The organism is Roseibium sediminicola (assembly GCF_023156505.1).
Taxonomy (GTDB): domain Bacteria; phylum Pseudomonadota; class Alphaproteobacteria; order Rhizobiales; family Stappiaceae; genus Roseibium; species Roseibium sediminicola.
This window is the reverse complement of the sequence record NZ_JALNMJ010000008.1, coordinates 1-21,267: the sequence shown is the minus strand read 5'-3', so window position 1 is coordinate 21,267 and position 21,267 is coordinate 1. Positions and strand designations below refer to the sequence as shown.

The following is a 21,267-nucleotide window of genomic DNA, read 5'->3' as shown; positions in this document are numbered from 1 at the left end:
ACGATTACAATGACAGATAAAATCAGATCAAAGACGCTTCCCGCCCTGTTTCTTCCGTTACGTATCCCTTTTATTAAACTTTTATTGTCTTGAATATATCCGATGCTCGATCAAAGGCGTGACTGCGGGGATGGAAATGGCTGAATGCATAACCCTGGATCTTGAACAATCGTTCGGCGACCTCAACGAATGTGTGCTTGTCACCAATTCCGAGCGAACGATCACCTTCGTCAACAAGGCCATGGAAGAGCTCCTGCGCGCCAGTCGCGACGAGCTTGTCGGCTCGACCACCGAACGTTTTTTTACCGACCCCACGCAATTCGAAAATATGGGCGAGCTTTACAAGTCGCCTTCAGATCAACGCCACCGCAGAGCCTATGATCTGGAGTTGATGCTTGGCAACGGAGAGACCGCCTCCGTCGAGGTTGTCAGCGCGCCATTGTTCGACACCGAGCACAAGTTGAGCGGTCTCCTTTTCATTGCCCGCGACCAGGCCGAGCGGAAAGCGCTGGAATCCAAGCTCAGCGATATCGCGCTCACGCTGGAAGACGCGCTTGAAGCCATCACCGAAGGCTTTGCGCTGTATGACAGCGAAGACCGGCTTATCATCTGCAACGATCAATATCGCGAGATTTACGCACACTCCGCGCCAGCGATGTTTCCGGGCAACAGGTTCGAGGATATCCTGCGTTTCGGTCTGAACAGAAACCAGTATGACACAGACGGTCAAACAGACGAGGAATGGCTCGCCGACCGACTGAACCGCCACCATGCAGCGGACGGTGCGGTCCTCGAGCAGAATCTTGCCGATGGCCGCTGGCTGCGGGTTTCTGAAAGACGAACGAGAAACGGTGGTATCGCCGGCATTCGCGCCGACATCACCGAACTAAAGCAAGCCCGCGCCCAGGCCGAGAACGCCTACCGCAATGTCCATCTCATGGCAGACAACATTGACGCCAGCATCACGGAGGTCGATCCGGACGGGTACTGCGTATTCATAAATAAGACCGGCTGCGAATGGTTTGCTGACGCACCCGAGAATCTCGTCGGCACCCGTCTGCGCGACCGCCTGCCGTGGAAAGAACGCGAAAACGTAAGGGCCATCTTCGAAAAGGCCTCGAAAGGTAAAAAAGTATCCTCGGAAGTCAGTTTTCATTTTCCCGACGGCGTTCATCGTGAGTGTCTGATGAACTGCAATCCGCGCCTTTCCGAGGACGGCTCAGTCGAAGGTATTGTCGTGCTGATCTCGGACAACACCGACCGCAAGAAGACGGAACGCACGCTCGCCGAGCTTTATCAGATCACGTCGACGCGCGAACTTGGCCACGAGGACAAGATCGCCGAAATCCTGCGTCTGGGCACGGAGCATTTCGATCTGCCATTTGGCATCATCAGCCACGTGATTGACGACCACTATACCATCACCCACGCGCACAGCCCCGCGGGCGAACTCGTGCCCGGCACGTCCTTCCCGCTGGAGGACACCTATTGTGTCTTGACACTTAAGTCCAACGAGCCGCTTGCAACCTCGAGCGCCGAAAACTCGGAATTCGTGAAGCACCCCTGCTACGAGATCTTCAAGCTGGAAAGCTATATCGGCGCGCCGCTGCTGGTCGACGGCGAGGTTCACGGAACCATCAATTTCAGCGGACCGGACTCGCGCAAGCGTGCCTTCACGCCGTCGGACATCCAGATCGTACGCCAGTTCGCCGACTGGGTCGGGCACGAAATCGCCCGCCAGCGCGACCACCAGGCCCTGATGGATGCCAAGATCAATCTGGAGCGGGTCGCCAGCATCGACGACCTCACCCAGATTCTCAACCGCCGTGCCTTCCTGGAACGTGCCAACACGGAAGTACAGCGCTTCCGCCGGACCAAGCGCCCCTTCACCGCTGTGATGATGGACATCGACAAGTTCAAGCAGATCAACGACCTGCATGGTCACGCCACCGGCGATGAGGTTCTCAAGCTGTTTTCCGATGTCGTCGGCGGCGCCCTGCGCGCGGTCGATGTCTTCGGCCGTGTCGGCGGCGAGGAATTCTGCATGATCCTTCACAACACCAACATGGACGACGCCATGCTTGTCTGCGAGCGGCTGCGCCTCAAGATCATCGAGGAATGCCAGCTGGCTCAAGTCGATCAGACGGTCACGTGCAGCATGGGTCTCGCTGCCGCCGCCCGTGAGGATGTCGAGTTCTCCACGCTGATGCAGAAGGCGGACACGGCCCTTTACGAAGCCAAATCCACGGGCCGCAACAAGTGCGTTGCCTTTGTGGGGGAGCCTGAGAGGGCTGTGGCTCTCTAGTCACCCGAATCTGAAGTTCGTCTTATTTCCCGGCACACTCGGAACGAGCTTCAGATTCCAAAGGGTGACTAGCAAGCATATGTTTCTAGTGTGGTTTTCGAATTTGAAATTCGCTTCGATGGTCGCTGCAACAATGAGGCGAATTTCAAATTCACAACACTAGCCCCCAAGGACATTCCGACGCTCCCGGGACCGAAATCCGTCGCGTCCCGAAGGGGTTTGGCACGGATCAAGGCCAAATCCCAAGTCCCCATAGCCCCAAACACCCCGAGCCAAAGCTCAATTCCGAGTGCTGACAGGCGCATGTGTCGCCTGACAGCACCATATTGCCGTTCTTTTGACGCAAGCGCCCCTCCATGCAACAGTACCGTTAGTCGGGCGGAGTGATTTCAATAATCGGAACATAAAACAAAACTAAAATAGCGAACTCTCCGCAGGATCACCTCACCGGCTTGACTTGTCATTTCTTGCCGAAACAGACCTGGGAGGGACATTTGTTCAAAAAAATACTCATTCCAATTGACCTAAGTCATGCGGATAAGCTGGAAAAGGCTGTTTCGACAGGCGCTTATCTGGCGAAGCAGGACAATATCCCGGTGGTTTTTGCCGCCGTGACAACTGCCGCACCGAGTCCCCTGGCACACACGCCGGATGAATTCCGGAAAAAACTTGATGCCTTCGCCGCCGAACAGGGCTCGAAACTCGGTATGCAGGCCTCGGGCCACGCCGTCTTCACCCACGATCCGTCCATCGACCTCGACGACGGGCTTCTGAAGGCCGTTCACGAGACCGGCGCGGATCTGGTGGTCATGCAGACGCACATTCCCAACATCGCGGATCATCTCTGGCCGTCCAATGGCGGACGTCTCGCAAGCCATGCGGATGTCTCGGTCTTCCTCGTCAGATAATCATCGCGAACACAAGGAACGCGCCATGAGCGACAGCACAAGCAACCAGGGCATCCCGGATCCTGAAGGGGATGCCAACATCATCGACACCGAATACGAGATCGGCCAGGACAATATCGAAACCAGCGTCGGTCCCTTCAGTCTCGACATCCACAACCCTGTCTTCCTGGTCTCGGGACTGGCCATCGTCGCCTTCGTCTTCTTGACCCTTGCCTTTCAGACGGAGGTCGGCCCTGTCTTCGACGCCATGCGCAAGTGGCTGACATCAAATCTCGACTGGTTCTTCATCATCTCCGGAAACATCTTCGTTCTGGTCTGCCTGGCCCTGATCGTGACGCCGCTCGGCAATGTCCGTATCGGCGGCAAGGATGCCGATCCGGACTACACCTATTTCGGCTGGTTCGCGATGCTGTTCGCCGCCGGCATGGGCATCGGCCTGATGTTCTTCGGCGTTCTTGAGCCGGTCTATCACATGGCCTTTTCCGAACCGATCGGCGTTCCAAAACCGTTCGACGCCGAAGGCAATCTGATCCCGGAAAATGTCGCCGCCGCGAAAGCGGTGGGCATGGCGGCCACGATCTTCCACTGGGGCCTGCACCCCTGGGCGATCTATGCCGTTGTGGCGCTGGCGCTGGCGCTGTTCTCCTTCAACAAAGGGCTGCCGCTGACGATGCGCTCGGTGTTCTATCCGATCTTCGGCGAACGCACCTGGGGCTGGCCGGGCCACATCGTCGACATCCTTGCCGTGTTCGCCACCCTTTTCGGACTGGCAACGTCGCTCGGCTTCGGCGCCCAGCAGGCCAATGCAGGCCTCAACTTCGTCTTCGGCATCCCCGTCGGCAACACCGCCCAGATCGTTCTGATCATCGGCATCACCGCGATTGCGCTGATCTCGGTGCTGCGCGGCCTCGATGGCGGCGTCAAGGTTCTGTCCGAAATCAACATGCTGATCGCGGCGCTGCTGCTGGTCTTCGTCATCTTTGCCGGCCCGACGGCACAGCTGGCGTCTGACTTCGTCTCCAACCTCAGCGCCTATGCCCGGGATATCGTTCCTCTGTCGATGCCCTTCGGCCGGGAAGATGACGGATTCCGCCAGGGCTGGACATCGTTCTACTGGGCCTGGTGGATCTCCTGGTCGCCGTTTGTGGGCATGTTCATTGCCCGGGTCAGCCGCGGCCGCACCGTGCGCGAGTTCGTGGTCTGCGTGCTGATCATCCCGACCATCGTCTCGGTTATCTGGATGACGGCCTTTGGCGGCACCGCCATCGAGCAGGTTCTGGCCAAGGGTGCCGACAGCCAGGTGCATCAATATGTGATCGCCAGCTACAGCCCGGAACTGTCGCTGTTCGGCATGCTCGCCGATCTGCCCATGGCGTCGATCACCTCTTTCATCGCCATCATCCTGGTGATCGTGTTCTTCGTCACCTCGTCGGATTCCGGCTCCCTGGTGATCGACACGATCACTGCGGGCGGCAAGGTTGACGCGCCGGTGTCCCAGCGCGTGTTCTGGTGCACCTTCGAGGGACTGGTCGCCATCGCCCTGCTGCTCGGCGGTGGGCTTGGCGCGCTGCAGGCCATGGCGGTTTCGACGGGCTTCCCGTTCACCATCGTGCTGCTTCTTTCCTGCTACACCATCATCAAGGGCCTCATGGACGAGCCGCGGTGACGCGGATCAACACCTCGGAAAACAAGAACGGGCGGCCGGTGGCCGCCCGTTCTTCATCTGTGATGCCGGATAAGGCTAATCAGCGAGTTTTGGCGCAAGGCGCACGCCCGGCGGTGGCGAACTTTCCCGGATGCGCGCCTCCGGCTCGATCACGATCGGTGTGTTCGGCACCCGGTCACCGGCGATCTGGCGCAGAAGCGTCAGAGCCGCCAACCGTCCGATCTTGTCCGGCTGGGCGGAGACGGTGGTCAGTGCGGGCGTGCGCGCATCGGCTCCGTCGATGTCGTCATAGCCGGTGATGGCAATGTCCGGTCCCGGTTCGATCCCGGCACGGCGGAACGTGGTCATCAACCCGAGCGCGACCAGATCGTTGAAGGCGACAATTGCCGTCGGCCGTTTCTTGGCCTCCAGGATTTTCGGAACGGCGGCCCGGCCGTCGGCCTGGGTCATCAGCTCCGGCAGATCGAGCTGGTCGTCAGGGTTCATGCCGGCATCTTCCAGCGCCTTGCGCCAGCCCGCGTTGCGAAAACGTCCGGTCGAACTGTCCCGGCGGCCGCCGACCATGGCGATGTCCTTGTGGCCCTGCTGGATCAGGTGCTTGGTCATCTGGTAGGTACCGCTCATATCGTCACCGCGCACGCAGGGCGCCCAGACGCCGGGCACTTCACGCGCGACCAGCGTGACCGGAATGCCCTGGTCCACCAGGCGGTTGATCTCTTCCGCGGACGTGCCGACAGACGGACACAGGATCAGCCCGTCCGCACGGTGCTGCAGCAGCGTGTTCACGAAGGCACGCTGGCGCTTGACGTCGTCCCGGTGGTTGCTGATGAAGATCATCTGCCCCTGCTCCTCCAGAACGTCTTCCAGCGCGGAAAACACTTCGGCGAAATAGGGATTGAGAATGTCATGCACCGCGACGCCGACAATCTGGCTGCGCGCGGTGCGCAGGGAGGCCGCGGAGCGGTTGTAGATATAGCCGATTTCCTGGGCGGTCTGCTTGACCTTCTCCCGGGTCTCCTCGGCAACCAGCGGGCTGTCCCTGAGCGCCAGCGACACTGTCGCCGTTGAGATGCCCAGCTGGTCGGCGATATGTCCAAGCGTCAGCCGCTTGCCGGGTTTGGGTGGAAGGTCCGGCATGGCAGGCTTGGATCCGTTGTCTTCAGACATTCATTTTTCTCGGTAACCGCGGCGGCGATGGGAGGAACCGTTATAGCCCCCGGCCACCGCGGTAAACAGGTTTTTCAAGTTTTGTGACGATTGGCGATCAACGGTTACCGCTTCGCCTGAGGTGCGGATTCGTCGAATTCCTCTCTCAGGTTGACAACCACCCTGCGGTTCTGAGACTGGCACGTCACCTCTTCGCAATCGGTGACCGGCCTTTCCACGCCATAGCCTTTGACCCACATGCGCTTCGGATTGACGCCGAGTTTGACCAGCGCCGCCATGACCGCATTCGCCCGCTGCGTCGACAGGGTCTTCTGGGCGGCCTCGCTGCCCGGGTCATCCGCGTGCCCCTGGATCTTGACCAGCCACTTCCTGTTGTTTTTCAGCCAGCGCGCCTGGTTCTCGATGGTGATCGTGGCTTCGTCGGTAATCACCGCCGAGCCTTTTTCGAAATAGACGCGCCGGCCAACGTTGATGATGAACTCTTCTTCCGAGCCGGGCGAAATGGTGCCGAACCCGGCCGCAGGCGCGTTGGTGACATTCGGCGACGAGATGCCGGAGCTGTTGCACCCGGCCAGTGCAAACCCGATGAAGAGCGCAATTGCCGCGCCCTGGCCAAAGCGGCCGAAACGATTATCCAAGGAAGCCCCCACGGTCCTTTGTTGTTGTTTTCCTGAAGGCCGGCCTCAGCCGGCATTCGCCCCCAAGTGCTCCAGCACCAATACCCCGGTGCCTTTCGGACAACGCTGATAGAGATCGATCACGTCTTCCGGGAACATGCGGATGCAGCCGCTCGAGACGTCGTGCCCGATGCTCCAGGGTTCCAGGGTCGAATGCAGCCGATAGCCGAGATCCCGCCCGTCCCGATAAAGATACAAGGCCCGCGGTCCGAGCGGATTGTTGGCTGCTCCGCCCTCGACCAGACGAGGCAGGTCAGGTTGACGCTGCAACATCTCGGGCGGCGGCACCCAGCGCGGCCACATGGCCTTACGATCGATCCGCGCACGGCCGAACCACTGGAAGCCTTCCCGGCCAACACCGACGCCATATCGAAGCGCCGTATTGTTTTCCCAGACCCAGTAGAGAAAGTGGTTGTTGGTATCCACAACAACGGTTCCGGGCGGCTCGTCGCTGAAATACTTGACCATCTGGCGGTGCCAGACCGGATCGATGCGTTTGAAATTGGTCCGGCGGTACTGAAAGCCGCCATCAGGCTGGTAGCCGTTGAAATAGGCATTGGCCGCGGCATTGGCCCGGGCCACATGCGGCAGGGCGAGCGTGCCTGCGACGGCTGCCGCGCCACCGAGAAACATTCGTCGGTTCAGTTCCATGCCATCCCCCCTCAGACAGGCCCCTCAGACAGATTGGTGACCTTGCTGACTGGCGGTAGACCGCCAAAGGGGTATTAAGATGGGAAGACGGCAAACCCGTCAACCGCCCTGCTGAACGGAATGGGGTCGGATCGCGCGGCTCAGATGCCCTTCACCCGTTCCCGGTAAAGGATATAGAGCCCCGAGGCCACCACGATCGCCGCGCCCAACACTGTCGTGAGGGTCGGCACGTCGGCGAAAATCAGATAGCCGAGCGCGATCATCCAGACGATCTGGATATAGATGAAGGGCGCGAGGACAGGCGCCGGTGCGATCCGGTGGGCCATGATGAACAGGAAATGGCCGCCCGCGCCAAAGACGCCGGTGGAGAGCAGCAGCATCCAGGTCCAGGCGTCCGGCGGGGTCTGCCATACGGTCAGGCCTGCGGGCGCCATGGCCACCGCGGCGACGATCCCGGAGATGATCAGCAGTCCGGCGGAACTGTCGGTTGCCGTCAGCATCCGGGTCAGCAACGCATAAAGCGCATAAAACGTCATCGCCGCGACGGAGTAGATCGCCGCCCAGTGCATGCCGCCGATCCCCGGCTGGGTGACCACAAGAACACCGATGAACCCGACGATGATCGCGGCCCAACGGCGCATGCCGGCCCATTCCCCGAGCAGCGGCCCGGCGAGCGCGGTGATGACAAAGGGGCCGGCAAACATGATCGCCATGGTTTCGGCGAGCTGCAGATACCGGACGGCCATGAAATTGCAGATTGTCGTGCCGAGCAGGCAGCAGGCCCGCACGATCTGCAACACGGGCCGCTTGGTTGTCAAAAGGGACGGCTTTTTCCAGACCTGAAACAGAACCAGCGACAGAAACACGTGGCTGACAAAGCGGATCCAGACAATCTGGAGTGTCGGAAGACTAGCGGACAGGTATTTTGCAGTCGCGTCCAGAACCGAAAAACTGAGACATGCCAGAACAATCAGGCCGATGCCCGCAATCGGAGCGGCAGCGGCGGGCACACCGCCGCCAGGCTGTTTCTGAGTATCACCCGCCATCGGGATCAGGCCTTTTGCTTGCTTATCCGCAGATGCCGGACAGAGACAGGTCGATCCCGCGGGATTGGCCTGTTGCGATTGGAACGGCCAGCCATTACCTCAGGTGAAAGACAAGCGGGGGACCGGCATGCCTGTAGCAACTCTTCAAACCTGGCTGGGGCGCCTGTCGATTACCGAACGTGACAGCGCGATCACCCAGATACAATGGAACGGGCCGCCAAGCCAAGACAAAACACCTTTGCTCGACGAAGCCACCCGACAGATCGAGGCCTATTTGGCCGGAGACCTGAAAGAGTTCGATCTGCCGCTGGCGCCAAAGGGCGGCGAGCTGCACCAGGCCGTGTTCAAGGCGATGCTGGCGATCCCCTATGGCCAGACCCGCACCTATGGCGACCTGGCGAAAGAGCTGGACACGTATGGACAGCCGATCGGCCAGGCCTGCGGCGCCAACCCGATCCCGATCGTCATTCCCTGCCACCGCATCCTGTCGGCCAACGGCCTTGGCGGCTATTCCGGCGACGGCGGCACGGAAACCAAGATCGCGCTTCTGAAACTGGAAGGCGGTTATCCGTTCCTGGTCTGATGCCCGGTCGTTCTGTCCCGGAATTCGATGGTCACAAACACCAGGTCTGTCTCACCGATATTGCTGAGGTCATGCACGAAGGCCTTGGCGGGCGACAGGTCGGGGAAATGCCGGGTCTCGCCAGCCTGATAACTGACCTCCCGAATGCCGCCGTCCCCGTCGCGCGACCGGGCCCGGCCATCCGTCAGGACGGTCCAGAAATACGGGCGGTCATGGCGATGAGCCGGTAGCGTTTCGCCCGGCGCGAGGCGCAAGTGCCAGATCCTGACGCCTTGCGCCTCGGAGACCAGTTCGCTGCCGATCCGGTCTCCCGCCGCTTCAATCTCCGACTCGGTGAGTGGTTCAATCATGCCGCCACCGGATAGGTCGTATAGCCCTCGGCAGAGCCGCCGAAAAGCGTGCCGCCGTCGAACGCGGCGAGCGGCACCCCGTTGGCCAGGCGGTGCGGTAAATCCGGATTGGCGATGAATGGCCGGCCGAAGGCAACGAGGTCGGCATAGCCCTTTTCAAGAATGCGGCCCGCTTTTTCCTTCGTATAGCCACCCGCGACTATCACGGTCCCCGAACAGGCGTCGCGCAGCGCGGCCCGGAAGCTCTCCGGCGTCTCCGGCGCGTCGTCCCAATCGGCCTCCGCCAGGTGAACATAGCCCAGGCCCATCCGGTCCAGTTCCCGTGTCAGGGAGAGGATCGTGCCGGGCGCGTCCGGATCGTCCATGCCGCGTTGGGTGATGTACGGCGAGAACCGGATACCGGTCCTATCGGCGCCGAGGACACTCGCCACTGCTTCGCAGACCTCGAGCGCAAAACGCACCCGGTTGACGGCGCCGCCACCATAGCGGTCGCTTCGCCTGTTGGAAGAGGCACGCAGGAATTCATCGATCAGGTAACCGTTGGCAGCATGGATCTCGCCGCCGTCAAAACCCGCCTCTTTGGCGTTCTCGGCGGCGCGCCGGTAGTCTGCAACGATGCCGGCGATTTCACCGGTCTCGAGCTCCCGCGGCACCGGGCATGCCACCATGCCGCCCTCGTTGGTTTCCGGATCCACCATCCAAATCGCGGCATCCGGCGCCAGGGCCGACGGAGCAACGGGCAGGTTCCCGCCATGAAAGTCCGGATGGCTCATCCGGCCGACATGCCACAGCTGCAGAAAGATGCGCCCCCCCGCGCCGTGAACGGCATCGGTCACCTTGCGCCAGCCGGCGATCTGGTCAGGCGCATGGACGCCGGGCGTGAAACTGTAGCCCTGGCCCTGTTGCGAGATCTGCGTCGCTTCGCTGACGATCAGGCCGGCGCTTGCCCGCTGGGCGTAATAGTCGGCCATCATGCCATTGGGAACATTGCCCGGCTGCGTGCTGCGCGAACGCGTCATTGGTGCCATCACGATGCGCGACGGCAGATTGAGCGGGCCAAGGGAATATGTGTCGAAAAGATCGGTCATTTTTGCCTCTGTCATCGTGGAAGAGCATCGCGACCAGCGCGCCTTACTGTCGACGAAACAGATAGAGCTTGCGCCTCAGGCAGATTATTGAGACATTTCCAGAAACCAACTTCGGAAATTCCGAATAATGCTCCTGGAAAATCTCAAGCTGTTTCTGCGCATTGCAGACAAGGGCGGCATCGCGGCGGCCGGGCGCGAGCTGGGATTATCGCCCGCGACAACGTCCGAACGGCTGGCCGCGCTGGAAGGACACTATGGAGTCCGGCTTTTCAACCGCAGCACAAGGGCCATCAGCCTGACCGAGGAAGGTCGGGATCTGCTTGATGGCGCACGTCGCCTTGTCGCCGACAGTCAGGTTCTGGAGGATCGCCTGAAACGGGGCGTCGACAGCATCGCGGGCCCCATTCGCCTGTCCGCGCCACTCGATCTCGGGCGCGCCCGCCTGCGCGCCGCGCTCGACACTTTCCTGGATGATCATCCTGATGTCACGGTCGACCTGCATCTGAGCGACGGCTATGCCGACATCGCCGCTGCGGGCTTTGACCTTGCGATCCGATATGGCGATCTGAAGGATTCGTCCCTGATCGTGCGCAAGCTTGCCGACAATGCCCGCATTCTCTGCGCTTCCCCCGGCTATCTTGACCGATATGGCGCGCCGGAGCATCCGGACGATCTGGCCGCGCATGACTGTCTGCTGATGCGGTTCGGCGAGGACACCGACCGGTTCTGGCCCTTCCGTGTTGACGGCACCGTCAGGCGCTATGCCGTAACCGGCCGGCGGACCGCCAATGACGGCGGGCTCGTGCGCACCTGGTGTCTGGAAGGCCGCGGCATTGCCCGCAAATCCGAGTGGGATATTGTCGGCGATCTGGCCAGCGGCCGTCTTATACCTCTCCTGAGGGACTTCGAACCGCCCGCGGTCGGTCTGCAGGTGGTGTTTCCCAAGGGCAGGTCGCACGTCCGGCGGGTGCGCGCGTTGCTTGAGGCCCTGCAGTCGGAATTCCGAAAAGGCTGATGCCGTCCAGGCAGCAAACGCGGCCCGATCAGAAAATCAGAAACCCGATGAACATGACCACGGCCGCCAGCATGCTCCAGCCGAGAAACTCCTGCAACTGGGCGCGGCGCGACCGGTTGAAGCCATGGGAGCGGCCCGCCGGTGCCGGGCGCAAGCCGAAAGACGGCCGGCCGAAGGAGGTGTTCGAGACATGTGCGAACCGGCGGCGCAACTCAGCGGCACGGCGGGCGCCCCGATTCTCGTTGATCGATTGGGTCTGTGTTGCCATTTCCAGTCTCTCCGCGTGTCTTCGGATCTCGCGGAGAGATGGGTTTGGCTCAAAAAGAATTCAAATGAGCAATTTGTAATGTTTTGCGGAGAACCGCTTCTGAACGGTGCAGCCGGGATCAGGCCGCCGACAGCTCCTTGGACTTCTTGCTGTCCTCTTCGGCCTTGTCGTCGTCGGTATCGAGGTCGGCTTCGTGCTCGGGATCGTCGTCGATGGAGATCGACAGGTTCTTCTCCACCTGACGCAGCAACTTGCGCAGCTTCTTGCGGTCCTTGTCGTCGAGGCCGGACATGGCTTCGCGCTCGAGCCGTTTCCAGGCCTTGTCGACGGACAGGACAAGTTCGCGGCCGACGTCGGTCAGATAGACCCGGGCAAGACGGCCGTCGGAATCGGACACCTGGCGGCGGACATAGCCCTGACTGGACAGGCGGGTGACCATCTTGGTGACGGTGGGCGGCTGAACGCCGAGTGCCAGGGCCAGCTGGCTCATAGTGCGGCCATCTGTATCCGCGAGCACTTTCAGCACCAGTTCCTGGCCCGGATGCAGCCCGATCCGCATCAGATGCGAGCCGGACCGGGCCCGCTGCGCTTTCGCGGCCTGAACCAGTCGAAACGTTATGCTTTTCTTGTAGTTGAAAGCCATCGACACATCCTCGTCCTCAATCAACCCGAATCACGTTTACCTGCGACGCGCGGAACCCTAGCGGGAGTATTTAACCGACGAATGACACTGCCGGTGCTTCTTTTGAAAACCTTGCAGTTATGACAACTTGGCTCCAGTTAGCCCGCTAAGCGGCAGGACGAAAACGGACAGACCTCGAAGGAATTCCGGCTGCTGCCTCCTTGCTGTCGTCTACATCCCGTCCATGGGCACCATGGCGCTCTCCAGCGCGGCCGACACGTCGCGGCAACGCGCGCTGTAATAGGGCGAGGTCCGGAAGCCGTCCTGCCGTGGCCGGGGCGCCTCGATGGCAAGGTCCTGGATCACACGTCCGGGCCGGGCGGCCATCACGACCACACGACTGGACAGATACACCGATTCAAACACCGAGTGGGTCACGAACAGGATCGTCCAGCCGAAACGCTCCTGCAGCTGCAAGAGGTCGTTATTGAGTTTGAAGCGGGTGATTTCGTCAAGCGCGGCAAACGGTTCGTCCATCAGCAGCACTTTGGGCCGGGTGATCAATGCCCGGGCAATCGACACCCGCATCTTCATGCCTCCGGACAGTTCCTGTGGCCGGTGGCCGGCAAAGTCCTCAAGCCCGACGGTGGCAAGCGATTCCATCACCCGGTCACAAGCGGCCGATTTGGAAACCCCCTTCGCCCGCAGGGGCAGCCAGACATTGCTGAAGACGCTCGCCCAGGGCATCAGGGTCGGCTCCTGGAAGACGAAGCCAAGTTCGTGCTGGAGGCCGGCCGCGTCCGCCATCGGCCAGTCGACCGTGCCGGAACTCGGCTCCGACAGGCCAGCGATGATCCGAAGCGCACTGGACTTGCCGCAGCCCGAGGGCCCCAGCAGCGAGACGAATTCGCCTTGCCGCACGTCGAGCGAGAAATTCTCCAGCGCCGTGGTGCCGTTCTCGAAAACCTTGCGGACATGTTTCAGCGAGACGGTCACAGGCGACGTTGCGTTGGCCGACATCAGTTTGTGTCCTGTCCCAGTGGTGTGTGCATGCCCATGCCCTGTCGTTTCCCTGACATCAGGCCCGGACCCTGAGTGCGCCGGCCAGGAGCGGGATCGCCAGCGTCAGGAGCGCGACGGTAGCAAAGGACGCCCGAAGCGACAAAAGATCGCCGACAAACCCGAGCAGCGGCGGACCGAACAGGAAGGCGCCATAGCCGAGCGTGGCAACGGCGGCCAGGGCAGAACCCTTCGACATGTGCGGATCGCCTGCCGCCCGCGACATGGCTAGCGGAAACAGCACCGCATAGCCGAGCCCCATGACAAAACTGCCCGCCCACACCGTCCAGATGTTCAGCCCCGAAACCAGCAGACCGCAACCGAACAGCGCGACAAAGCCGCTCATCCGCGCCACCAGGACCGGGCCGAAGCGGGCAATGACCCGGTCGCCGGCCAGACGCATGATCACCATGGCGATTGAAAAGACGGTGAAGGCGGTTGGCGCCAGCGATTCCGAATAGCCAAGATCCTCGATCTGGTAGAGCGCCGCCCAATCGGTCATCGCGCCTTCGCCGAGTGCGGCCACCAGCGCCATCAGCCCGACCAGGATGAGCCCGCCTTTCGGCAAGGCGAACAACGGCGCCTTGTCCTCCCCCGCCGGCGCGCGCTCCTCCGGCCAGACCTGCCGCCAGAACCAGATCAGGAGCGGCGCCACGACAGCGCTCCACAGGGCAAAATGAACCGCAACGCTGAGACCGAGTTCGATGGCGAGGCCACCAACGAGCGCAGCGGCGCCCGCGCCGAGGCTGAACAGCCCGTGATAGGACGACATGATCGGCTTTCCATAGGCGGTTTCCACTTCCGCTCCCCAGCCGTTCATGGAAATGTCCAGGGCGCCGAAGGTGAAGCCGGCGAAAAACAGCGCCAGTGTCAGGATCGGCACCGAAGGCGCCAGCCCGACCAGCAGAAAAGCGATCACATTGGCGCTTGCCAGGATCTTTGTCATCGGCGCGGCCCCCATCCGGTCTATCAGCATGCCGGTCAGGGGAAACGCGACAAAGGCACCGCAGGCCATCACCAGCAGCAACAGGCCGAAACCGCTCTCGTCCAGTCCGGTCGCCTCCTTCACATGCGGGATCCGCGAGGCCCACATGCCGATAAAGGTGCCGCACATGAAGAAGATGGCCGAAACAACCCGGCGCGCCGCGGAAGCGTGGTGCTTGAGAGCATCTGACATGGATCGAACTGCTTGGAAAGCGGAGGAAGGGGAACGCCTTCTTCTCATGCCTCCGGCCGGGACACAAGCACCGCGGCATTTAAACGGCAGCTGTCTTTGAAAGGTTCAACGTTTGGCGGCGGGAAGCAACTCGTTCACAAGCCGGGTCAAGCGTAAACTGCGCCGCTGGACGAACGGTTGTCCGACGCACGCTGGGAGGCCGACTGGTAGGCGGAAATCGCCGCCGCGCGTTCGGACCGCTGTTCGTCTTCCCCGTTCCGGCCGGCGCCGGCATCGGACGCCCCCGTGCCGGCAGGACCGTTCTCCTCCGGCGCTCCGCCGTCGGGGCCAGTGGCCTCGGCACCCGGCGCGCCGTCCTCGCCGTCACCGCCGCTCAGTTCCTCGGCCTGCTGCGCCCGCAGCTCGGCCTGGGCGTCCGCAAGCTGCGAGCGGGCCTGCTGCGCGACCTTCAGGTCCTGGGAGGACGGTTCGGCCGGCGCGGTGGCCGCGCGGATGACAATCTGCATCTTGCGGATGGTGGCTTCCGGCGTGCGTTCGGCCGCAGTGTCGATCTGCACCTCGCCGCCAACGGCATAACGCTTGCCGTCCGGCCCCTGCTGGAAAGTATAGCTGGGGGCACCGGCATAGGCGCCGCCAACACGGGCATGGGCCTGCTCATGCGCCCGCACTTCCTGGTCCCGCTGCTTCAGCTCCTGGACCTGCTTTTCCTCGGCCTCGTCAAGGCCGTCTCCATCGGAATCCCCTTCCTCTTTCTCCTGACCGGCGGCCGCCTGTCCCTCCTCGGCAGCGGCCTCGTCCTCGGCCGCGTTGACAGGGGTCTGGACAGTGTCGCCTTCATCTTCCGTTACGGTCGCTTCGCCGGCCCGGCCGGCTGAATCGCCGGAACCTTCAGCCTGCTGCAGCGCGACCACGGCTTCGGGGGTCAGGGGCGGTGCGCTGCCGGCGCGTACGGTCACGGCCCTGGAGCTGGCCAGACTGTCGCGCGCAGCAAGCTGCTCCCGTCCGGGAGCATCATCTCCCGTGGCAGGTTCCGAAACACCGGCGACACCATTGCTCTTCAAGAGGTTCGCCGGCGCGTTGGACAAAAGCGCACCGATCATGACCCGAATTGTCCCTCAAGGGAGTCAGCAAAGTCCTAACGCGGGTTAAGAAATGCGCATCATTTCCTCGTGATCGCGCGGATTTCCGCCTTTTCGACCGGCTGCCCTTGCCCGTCCGCATGCTTTGTGCAACTGAAGTCGGACGGTGAATGCAACAAACGGATCGACATGACGCTGCCCCGCCGCATCTGGCAAGACATGACCACGCTCGATTTTCAGGCTGACGGCCGTGACGGCTGGATCGCGGTCCTGCCCGTGGCGGCGATCGAACAGCACGGTCCGCATCTGCCCGTCTCCACGGACACCACCATTGCGGAGGGCCAGATCCGGCGGGTTCTTGAATTGCTGCCGCCGGACCTGCCGGCAACCTTCCTGCCGGTCCAGGCGGTCGGCAAATCGGATGAGCACCTGTCCTATCCCGGCACGCTGACCCTCACCTGGGAAACGGTCACGCGGGCCTGGCTGGAGATCGGCGACTGCGTCGCCCGGGCCGGTATCCGCAAGCTTGTCCTGATCAATTCCCATGGCGGCAATGTACCCATTCTCGACATCGTCGCCAGGGAACTCAGGGTCCGGCACGGCCTGTTCGTCACGGCCACCAACTGGCTGCGCTTCGGCCAGCCGGACGGGCTTTATCCACCGGAAGAATTCGCCTACGGCATCCATGGCGGCGACATAGAAACCTCCCTGATGCTGCATCTGCGCCCCGACCTCGTGCGCATGGAACTGGCCACGGATTTTCCGTCGGAGCAGCAGCGCTACCTGGCGGAATTCAAACACCTGCGCGGCCACGGCAAGGCACAATATGGCTGGATGTCCGAAGACCTCAATCCGGCGGGCGCCCTTGGCAATGCCGCCCGCGCGACGGCGGAAAAAGGGCGTTTGTCTCTGGATCACGCGGCGCGCGGTTTCATTGAACTTCTGCAGGATATCGACGCGTTCGACCTTGCCCGGCTGGGAACTTCCAGCGCCTAGGTGTGGAATCCAATCAGCGAAACTGGCCAAGTCTTCGCCAATATCACAGCTTCCGCTTACGGCTGCGGAAGCACTTCAAAATGATTTTTCCATCTTTAATTACACCAACTCTAGTAAAAACCGACGATACACAAAACTCGATTTCCTTAAGAAGAGTTCACGGAGCCGAGTGTTGACCTTTACCTGAATAGGCGACACATTATTCAATTCAACGTCTGGGAGGGGCGGGCCGCGCGATCACATGAATCTGTCAATTCGGCAATTGGCGACCTTTCGTGAGGTCATGCGCAGCGGCTCGATCTCGGAAGCCGCCCGAACGCTTGGCAGAACGCAACCCGCAGTCAGCTCCACCATCGCCGGCCTGGAAACGGAACTCGAACTGAAACTGTTCGTGCGCGAACAGGGCCGGCTTGTGCCGACCCCGGAAGCGGAATTCTTTCTGGAAGAAGCCGAAGCGATCCTGAAGCGGCTCGAGATTTCCAAGCGCACCCTGCGCGGCCTTGCCAACCGGGAACACGGCCAGCTGCGCGTGGCCGGCATTCCGGAAGCCACCGCCGATTTCCTGCCCAACAGCCTGTCGCGCTTTCTGGCCGACAAGCCAAGCGTCAAGGTCGCTCTCGCCAGCCGGACATCGGCGGAGATCGAGGAACTGATTGCCGCGCAGCAATTCGACATCGGCTTTGCCGAGACCCCTCGAGCCCGCAATTCCTTCGACCAGGTGGATTTCGACCTGGAATGCATGTGTGCCATACCGGCGACCGATCCGCTCGCCTCCAAGGAAGTGATCACTCCTGCCGAACTGGACGGCTACCCGCTGGCCCTGCTGCATTCCGAACACCGCAGCCACAAGCAGACGCTGGCGCGGTTTCGCGATGCAGGCGTCGGCTTCAACCAGCGCTTCGAACTGCAGACCGCATCACCTGGTCTGCGTTTTGTCGAAGCCGGATTGTGTGCGCTGATCTGCGACATGATCACGGCCTATAATGCTCAGGAGAAAGGACGTAGCGGTCTGGGGCCGCCGATGATCGTGTTCCGGCCGTTCCGGCCGCGCGTTCAGAACAGCCTGTCGATTCTGACACCGACCCATCGGCCGATATCGATCGTCGCCAAGGATTTCTGCGATTTCCTGTCCCAGGAAGTCGCGGCGGTGCGCAACGCGATGATCAAGCGCAGCGCCGTCACCTGAAACGGGAAGAATCCCTTAGAGCTTATCGCTGCTCGGGATTTATGCGCGTCCCTTTTGGGTTTCTAGCGCGTGGGCGATGGGGCCAGTGTGCACGGATTGGCTGAACCGGCGACCGGTCAGCCGGCTGCGTTCTGGAAGATCGCGCTGTTGGCCGCGACAATGGCAACAGCGTTGGTTCTGTTTTTGGCGCCGAGACGCGTGATCGCGTTGCGGATATGCGCCTTGACCGTGGCGATCGAGACATCGAGTTCGTAAGCGATCTGCTTGTTCACCTTGCCCTCACACAGCTTCAGAAGGATTTCCAGCTGGCGCGGCGTAACCAGGTCGGTCAGGTTGAGCGGCCAGCGGATGCCGTTTGTCGGACGCGTCGTCATGCCGTCGTGAACAGGGCTATTTTGAAGGGCAAAATGGGCAGTCATGGCTGTGCTCCTCGGGGTTTCAGTCAAATCCGGATCAGCAGTCGATTACTCCCATCCGGGAAACCTCGGCCGATCGATCTTGAAACGGAGTGCATCTTGCGGGTCCTCCGCCCGCAGGATGCAGGCAGGACTTTTCATCATTATCCGGCTATTGTAAAATGTTAAAATGCATACTGCATATTGCAAAATATTTGCAATATGATTTCGGAGAATACCAGCGTGAGCAAGAAACTCTTTTCCGGTCACACCTTGCGGCAGATTCGCGCTGATTTCGGCCTGTCCCAGGTGGAATTCGCCAAGAAAATCGGACTGTCCACGGCCTATGTCAATCAGATCGAAAACAACAACCGGCCGGTCACCGCCTCCGTCCTCCTGACGATCAACCGGATCTTCGGCGTCGATCTGTCGGCCTTCGAGAAAAACGATCTCGACCGGGTTGTTCAGGATTTGCAGGAAATCTTTACCGACACCCAGTTCCACAGCGCGTCCGTCGGCCGTCAGGAAATCCATGAGCTGGTCACGCGGGCCCCCGCCGTCACTCAGGCGATCATGGATCTCTACGGCGCTCTGCGCACCTATCATGACCGGGCCGCAATCGCGGACGATCTGGTGCAACAGGGGGCCTCCGACGAGGATGGCCACACCCCAAAACAATCCGCCTATGACGAGGTTCGGGATTTTTTCCACTACACGGACAATTACGTCGACCCGCTTGACCGGGCCGCCGAAAAACTGGCCCTGGACATCGGCCTGAGCCGGGCCGCCTCCAAATTCGACGCGTTGACAGGCTGGCTTGGCGACCGGTTCGGCCTGAAGGTGACCCAGTTCCCGGAATATGAAGGCACGCTGATCCGGCAGGACGATTATGCGCGCACCATCTCCCTCTACAGCGCCGTGCCGCAATCGACCAAGAGCTTCCTGCTCGGCTCCGTGATCGCCGAACTCTGCGTCCGCGACCTGATTTCCGATGTTGTGGAACGGGCCCGGTTCAAGACCAAGTCCGCCGAAGGCATCGCCCGGCTGGCGCTCAGGAACTATTTTTCCGGCGCGCTGATCCTGCCCTATGACGATTTCCTGAAAGCGGCCGCCGCCTGCCGGCATGACATCCAGCTGCTCTCCAACCGGCTGGACGCCAGCATCGAAACCGTTTGCCACCGCCTGTCGACGCTGCAGCGCCCCGGCGCCATGGGCCTGCCGTTCTATTTCGTCAAGATTGACCGGGCCGGCAATGTCGTCAAACGCCACAGCGCCACCCGGTTTCAGTTCGCCCGCTTCGGCGGCTCCTGCCCGCGCTGGAACGTGCATCAGGCCTTTGAACAGAATTCCAACAAGTTCACCTCGCAGATTGCTCAGATGCCCGACGGCGTGCGCTATCTCTGCGTGGCGACCAGCATCACCAAACATCAACCGGAATATCGAAGCGGTGAGCGCCGTTACGCGCTTGGGATCGGCTGCGAGGTCAAATATGCAGATGCCGTCGTCTATGCCGACGGCCTGGCGGTCGAGGAAATAGCGTCGCCGGAACCGATTGGCGTCAATTGCCGCATCTGTCCCCGCGACGATTGCGACCAGCGCGCCTTCCCGGCTCTCGACAAGGAACCGGTGATCGACACCGGCCGCCGCGGCATCGTGCCTTATCAGGTCAAGGCGGCGGATTGACGGGGGCTGACAATCGGGAGGGATCAGGCCTAAACTGTCCACATGCTTCGGCCGCATCCAACCGTGTGGCATCCTATAATATATCCGCTGATTGCTGACGGCCTCAAGGTTTCAAAATGTCCGTTAAAGCTATTGTCTTTGCGCTGTCCGGCGCCATCCTCGCACTCCTCCACGGGGCCGCTGCCGCAGAAGACTTCGGCTATGTCAGTGACAATCACAGCTGGTCGCTGTCCTGCAACAAGTCGGGCTATGTCCTGCGCTCCCAGTATCCGGTAACGCGGTTCCGCGAGGCGGGTGCTGCCTCGCAAATTACCAGGGAGCGGGAAACGCTCTATTTGGGCCGATCCTGCGACGCCACAAGCAGCGTCTTGGGCGACGGAAAATGGTGTTGGGCAAATGGCGGATTTTTCGCGGAGTTCAATTCGGCCAGAATGGGTTTTCCGAGGCAGGAACTGATATGTCCAACCCCGGCGTTCGACGTACCCGGGTGCCGGTGCTAGACAGACGGTCTGCGATCTACAGATGGCCGGGTCGGTTCACCGTTGACCCGCACCGTTCCATTCCGACTAAGTGGCAGAAGCGCTAGTCACCCGAATCTGAAGTTCGTCTTATTTCCCGGCACACTCGGAACGAACTTCAGATTCAAAAGGGTGACTAGCAAGCGTATGTTTCTAGTGTGGTTTTCGAATTTGAAATTCGCTTCGATGGTTGCTGCAACAATGAGGCGAATTTCAAATCAACCACACTAGGCTGGCACCTCCAGATCCGGTTCGACGAAACCCGCAAGCACCTTCGCGACAATCTCGAAAGACTTTATGCGGGCGGAATGATCGTGGATCATGCCAGTCACCATCAACTCGTCCGGCCGGTGTTTCTCAATGATCTCGCCGAGTTTGCGCTTGACGGTTTGCGGCGAACCTGTTGCGGAAAAAGACAGCGCCAGATTGACCTGTGCCAAAACCTGATCCGGGATCTCCCGGGACAGATCCTTGACCGGCAATGGAAGCTTGCCGGGGGTGCCGCTGCGAAGGCGCGCGAAAGCCAGGATCTGCGAGGAACGCAGGAAGGCCGCCTCTTCATCCGTCTCGGCGGCACAGACGCCGGCTGCGACCATCGCATGGGGTGCGTCAAGCCAGGGAGAGGGACGGAAGGTCTGCCGATAGATCGCTAGGGCTTCTTCAAGCATTTGCGGTGCGAAATGAGAAGCAAAGGCATAGGGCAGTCAGAGGTGGCTCGGTTTGTCTGAACAGTTCAGGGCGTTTGCTAAGTGGATTTCCGCCTGGATTATGCCGCCGCCATCATCGGCGTCAGCGCGTTGAAGTAGGCCTGATCCGGCGTCTGCCGGT

At 61.2% G+C, this 21,267-nt stretch carries 21 protein-coding genes; 8 read left to right on the top strand and 13 right to left on the bottom strand.

Annotated features, from left to right (window positions below; translation table 11 throughout):
* The first annotated feature begins 136 nt into the window (after positions 1-136).
* From M0H32_RS12835 to M0H32_RS12825, 3 genes are all read left to right on the top strand, one after another.
* Positions 137-2,305 carry a diguanylate cyclase gene (locus tag M0H32_RS12835; RefSeq protein WP_248154549.1) on the top strand — a complete coding sequence of 723 codons (2,169 nt, stop codon included), beginning with the start codon at positions 137-139 and terminating at the stop codon, positions 2,303-2,305.
* Positions 2,306-2,799: 494 nt separating this feature from the next.
* Positions 2,800-3,213, top strand: a complete 414-nt coding sequence (locus M0H32_RS12830) for a universal stress protein (protein ID WP_248154547.1) — start codon at positions 2,800-2,802, stop codon at positions 3,211-3,213.
* Between the two features lie 25 nt (positions 3,214-3,238).
* Positions 3,239-4,879 (top strand): BCCT family transporter, encoded by a 1,641-nt coding sequence (locus M0H32_RS12825; protein ID WP_248154545.1) that lies wholly within the window; start codon positions 3,239-3,241, stop codon positions 4,877-4,879.
* Positions 4,880-4,954: 75 nt separating this feature from the next.
* On the opposite strand, the gene M0H32_RS12820 is transcribed toward M0H32_RS12825, so the two are convergent.
* The 4 genes from M0H32_RS12820 to M0H32_RS12805 all read right to left on the bottom strand — a co-directional run bounded on the left by M0H32_RS12820 (position 4,955) and on the right by M0H32_RS12805 (position 8,420).
* Positions 4,955-6,046 (bottom strand): LacI family DNA-binding transcriptional regulator, encoded by a 1,092-nt coding sequence (locus M0H32_RS12820; protein WP_248154543.1) that lies wholly within the window; start codon positions 6,044-6,046, stop codon positions 4,955-4,957.
* 104 nt (positions 6,047-6,150) lie between these two features.
* A complete protein-coding gene (locus tag M0H32_RS12815) occupies positions 6,151-6,684 on the bottom strand; it encodes an OmpA family protein (protein ID WP_248154541.1) in 534 nt (177 codons plus the stop codon).
* A gap of 45 nt (positions 6,685-6,729) precedes the next feature.
* Entirely contained in the window at positions 6,730-7,374 is a 645-nt protein-coding gene (locus M0H32_RS12810; protein ID WP_248154539.1) for a L,D-transpeptidase, read from the bottom strand.
* Positions 7,375-7,514: 140 nt separating this feature from the next.
* Positions 7,515-8,420, bottom strand: a complete 906-nt coding sequence (locus tag M0H32_RS12805; protein WP_248154537.1) for a DMT family transporter — start codon at positions 8,418-8,420, stop codon at positions 7,515-7,517.
* 127 nt (positions 8,421-8,547) lie between these two features.
* Here M0H32_RS12805 and M0H32_RS12800 point away from each other — a divergent pair, with 127 nt between their 5' ends.
* On the top strand, positions 8,548-9,003 hold the full coding sequence (locus M0H32_RS12800) for a methylated-DNA--[protein]-cysteine S-methyltransferase (protein ID WP_248154536.1): 456 nt from the start codon (positions 8,548-8,550) through the stop codon (positions 9,001-9,003).
* On the opposite strand, the gene M0H32_RS12795 is transcribed toward M0H32_RS12800, so the two are convergent.
* Positions 8,985-9,353 (bottom strand): cupin domain-containing protein, encoded by a 369-nt coding sequence (locus M0H32_RS12795; RefSeq protein WP_248154534.1) that lies wholly within the window; start codon positions 9,351-9,353, stop codon positions 8,985-8,987. The two genes, M0H32_RS12800 and M0H32_RS12795, sit on opposite strands and share 19 nt — an antisense overlap.
* Positions 9,350-10,441, bottom strand: a complete 1,092-nt coding sequence (locus M0H32_RS12790; RefSeq protein WP_248154532.1) for an alkene reductase — start codon at positions 10,439-10,441, stop codon at positions 9,350-9,352. Before M0H32_RS12790 ends, M0H32_RS12795 begins: the two co-directional genes overlap by 4 nt.
* A gap of 127 nt (positions 10,442-10,568) precedes the next feature.
* Between M0H32_RS12790 and M0H32_RS12785 the strand changes: the two genes are divergently transcribed.
* Positions 10,569-11,456, top strand: a complete 888-nt coding sequence (locus tag M0H32_RS12785; RefSeq protein ID WP_248154530.1) for a LysR family transcriptional regulator — start codon at positions 10,569-10,571, stop codon at positions 11,454-11,456.
* A 28-nt stretch (positions 11,457-11,484) separates the two neighbouring features.
* Here M0H32_RS12785 and M0H32_RS12780 read toward each other — a convergent pair whose 3' ends face one another.
* From M0H32_RS12780 to M0H32_RS12760, 5 genes are all read right to left on the bottom strand, one after another.
* Positions 11,485-11,724, bottom strand: coding sequence for a hypothetical protein (locus tag M0H32_RS12780; protein WP_248154528.1), 240 nt, complete (start codon positions 11,722-11,724; stop codon positions 11,485-11,487).
* A 118-nt stretch (positions 11,725-11,842) separates the two neighbouring features.
* Positions 11,843-12,367, bottom strand: a complete 525-nt coding sequence (locus M0H32_RS12775) for a MarR family winged helix-turn-helix transcriptional regulator (protein WP_248154527.1) — start codon at positions 12,365-12,367, stop codon at positions 11,843-11,845.
* Positions 12,368-12,577: 210 nt separating this feature from the next.
* Positions 12,578-13,366: an ABC transporter ATP-binding protein gene (locus tag M0H32_RS12770; RefSeq protein ID WP_248154525.1), complete on the bottom strand. Its 789-nt coding sequence runs from the start codon at positions 13,364-13,366 to the stop codon at positions 12,578-12,580.
* Between the two features lie 58 nt (positions 13,367-13,424).
* Positions 13,425-14,582 (bottom strand): MFS transporter, encoded by a 1,158-nt coding sequence (locus M0H32_RS12765; RefSeq protein WP_248154523.1) that lies wholly within the window; start codon positions 14,580-14,582, stop codon positions 13,425-13,427.
* 146 nt (positions 14,583-14,728) lie between these two features.
* Positions 14,729-15,682 (bottom strand): putative metalloprotease CJM1_0395 family protein, encoded by a 954-nt coding sequence (locus tag M0H32_RS12760; protein ID WP_248154521.1) that lies wholly within the window; start codon positions 15,680-15,682, stop codon positions 14,729-14,731.
* Positions 15,683-15,850: 168 nt separating this feature from the next.
* On the opposite strand from M0H32_RS12760, the gene M0H32_RS12755 reads away from it, so the two are divergent.
* Both M0H32_RS12755 and M0H32_RS12750 read left to right on the top strand, forming a co-directional pair.
* Positions 15,851-16,657: a creatininase family protein gene (locus tag M0H32_RS12755; RefSeq protein ID WP_248154520.1), complete on the top strand. Its 807-nt coding sequence runs from the start codon at positions 15,851-15,853 to the stop codon at positions 16,655-16,657.
* A 241-nt stretch (positions 16,658-16,898) separates the two neighbouring features.
* Positions 16,899-17,843 (top strand): LysR substrate-binding domain-containing protein, encoded by a 945-nt coding sequence (locus tag M0H32_RS12750; RefSeq protein ID WP_248154517.1) that lies wholly within the window; start codon positions 16,899-16,901, stop codon positions 17,841-17,843.
* Positions 17,844-17,959: 116 nt separating this feature from the next.
* On the opposite strand, the gene M0H32_RS12745 is transcribed toward M0H32_RS12750, so the two are convergent.
* Positions 17,960-18,262, bottom strand: coding sequence for a helix-turn-helix domain-containing protein (locus M0H32_RS12745; RefSeq protein ID WP_248154515.1), 303 nt, complete (start codon positions 18,260-18,262; stop codon positions 17,960-17,962).
* 219 nt (positions 18,263-18,481) lie between these two features.
* On the opposite strand from M0H32_RS12745, the gene M0H32_RS12740 reads away from it, so the two are divergent.
* Positions 18,482-19,921, top strand: a complete 1,440-nt coding sequence (locus M0H32_RS12740; RefSeq protein ID WP_248154513.1) for a helix-turn-helix domain-containing protein — start codon at positions 18,482-18,484, stop codon at positions 19,919-19,921.
* Between the two features lie 745 nt (positions 19,922-20,666).
* Here M0H32_RS12740 and M0H32_RS12735 read toward each other — a convergent pair.
* On the bottom strand, positions 20,667-21,107 hold the full coding sequence (locus M0H32_RS12735) for an LLM class oxidoreductase (RefSeq protein ID WP_248154512.1): 441 nt from the start codon (positions 21,105-21,107) through the stop codon (positions 20,667-20,669).
* Between the last annotated feature and the right edge of the window lie 160 nt (positions 21,108-21,267).

What these genes read in the sequence shown, in the direction of transcription:
- M0H32_RS12835 (WP_248154549.1), top strand. Translation starts at nt 137, where the DNA reads ATGGCTGAATGCATAACCCTGGATCTTGAACAATCGTTCGGCGACCTC.
- M0H32_RS12825 (WP_248154545.1), top strand. Translation starts at nt 3,239, where the DNA reads ATGAGCGACAGCACAAGCAACCAGGGCATCCCGGATCCTGAAGGGGAT.
- M0H32_RS12820 (WP_248154543.1), bottom strand. Translation starts at nt 6,046, where the DNA reads ATGTCTGAAGACAACGGATCCAAGCCTGCCATGCCGGACCTTCCACCC.
- M0H32_RS12810 (WP_248154539.1), bottom strand. Translation starts at nt 7,374, where the DNA reads ATGGAACTGAACCGACGAATGTTTCTCGGTGGCGCGGCAGCCGTCGCA.
- M0H32_RS12805 (WP_248154537.1), bottom strand. Translation starts at nt 8,420, where the DNA reads ATGGCGGGTGATACTCAGAAACAGCCTGGCGGCGGTGTGCCCGCCGCT.
- M0H32_RS12800 (WP_248154536.1), top strand. Translation starts at nt 8,548, where the DNA reads ATGCCTGTAGCAACTCTTCAAACCTGGCTGGGGCGCCTGTCGATTACC.
- M0H32_RS12795 (WP_248154534.1), bottom strand. Translation starts at nt 9,353, where the DNA reads ATGATTGAACCACTCACCGAGTCGGAGATTGAAGCGGCGGGAGACCGG.
- M0H32_RS12790 (WP_248154532.1), bottom strand. Translation starts at nt 10,441, where the DNA reads ATGACCGATCTTTTCGACACATATTCCCTTGGCCCGCTCAATCTGCCG.
- M0H32_RS12785 (WP_248154530.1), top strand. Translation starts at nt 10,569, where the DNA reads ATGCTCCTGGAAAATCTCAAGCTGTTTCTGCGCATTGCAGACAAGGGC.
- M0H32_RS12780 (WP_248154528.1), bottom strand. Translation starts at nt 11,724, where the DNA reads ATGGCAACACAGACCCAATCGATCAACGAGAATCGGGGCGCCCGCCGT.
- M0H32_RS12775 (WP_248154527.1), bottom strand. Translation starts at nt 12,367, where the DNA reads ATGGCTTTCAACTACAAGAAAAGCATAACGTTTCGACTGGTTCAGGCC.
- M0H32_RS12770 (WP_248154525.1), bottom strand. Translation starts at nt 13,366, where the DNA reads ATGTCGGCCAACGCAACGTCGCCTGTGACCGTCTCGCTGAAACATGTC.
- M0H32_RS12765 (WP_248154523.1), bottom strand. Translation starts at nt 14,582, where the DNA reads ATGTCAGATGCTCTCAAGCACCACGCTTCCGCGGCGCGCCGGGTTGTT.
- M0H32_RS12760 (WP_248154521.1), bottom strand. Translation starts at nt 15,682, where the DNA reads ATGATCGGTGCGCTTTTGTCCAACGCGCCGGCGAACCTCTTGAAGAGC.
- M0H32_RS12755 (WP_248154520.1), top strand. Translation starts at nt 15,851, where the DNA reads ATGACGCTGCCCCGCCGCATCTGGCAAGACATGACCACGCTCGATTTT.
- M0H32_RS12750 (WP_248154517.1), top strand. Translation starts at nt 16,899, where the DNA reads ATGAATCTGTCAATTCGGCAATTGGCGACCTTTCGTGAGGTCATGCGC.
- M0H32_RS12745 (WP_248154515.1), bottom strand. Translation starts at nt 18,262, where the DNA reads ATGACTGCCCATTTTGCCCTTCAAAATAGCCCTGTTCACGACGGCATG.
- M0H32_RS12735 (WP_248154512.1), bottom strand. Translation starts at nt 21,107, where the DNA reads ATGCTTGAAGAAGCCCTAGCGATCTATCGGCAGACCTTCCGTCCCTCT.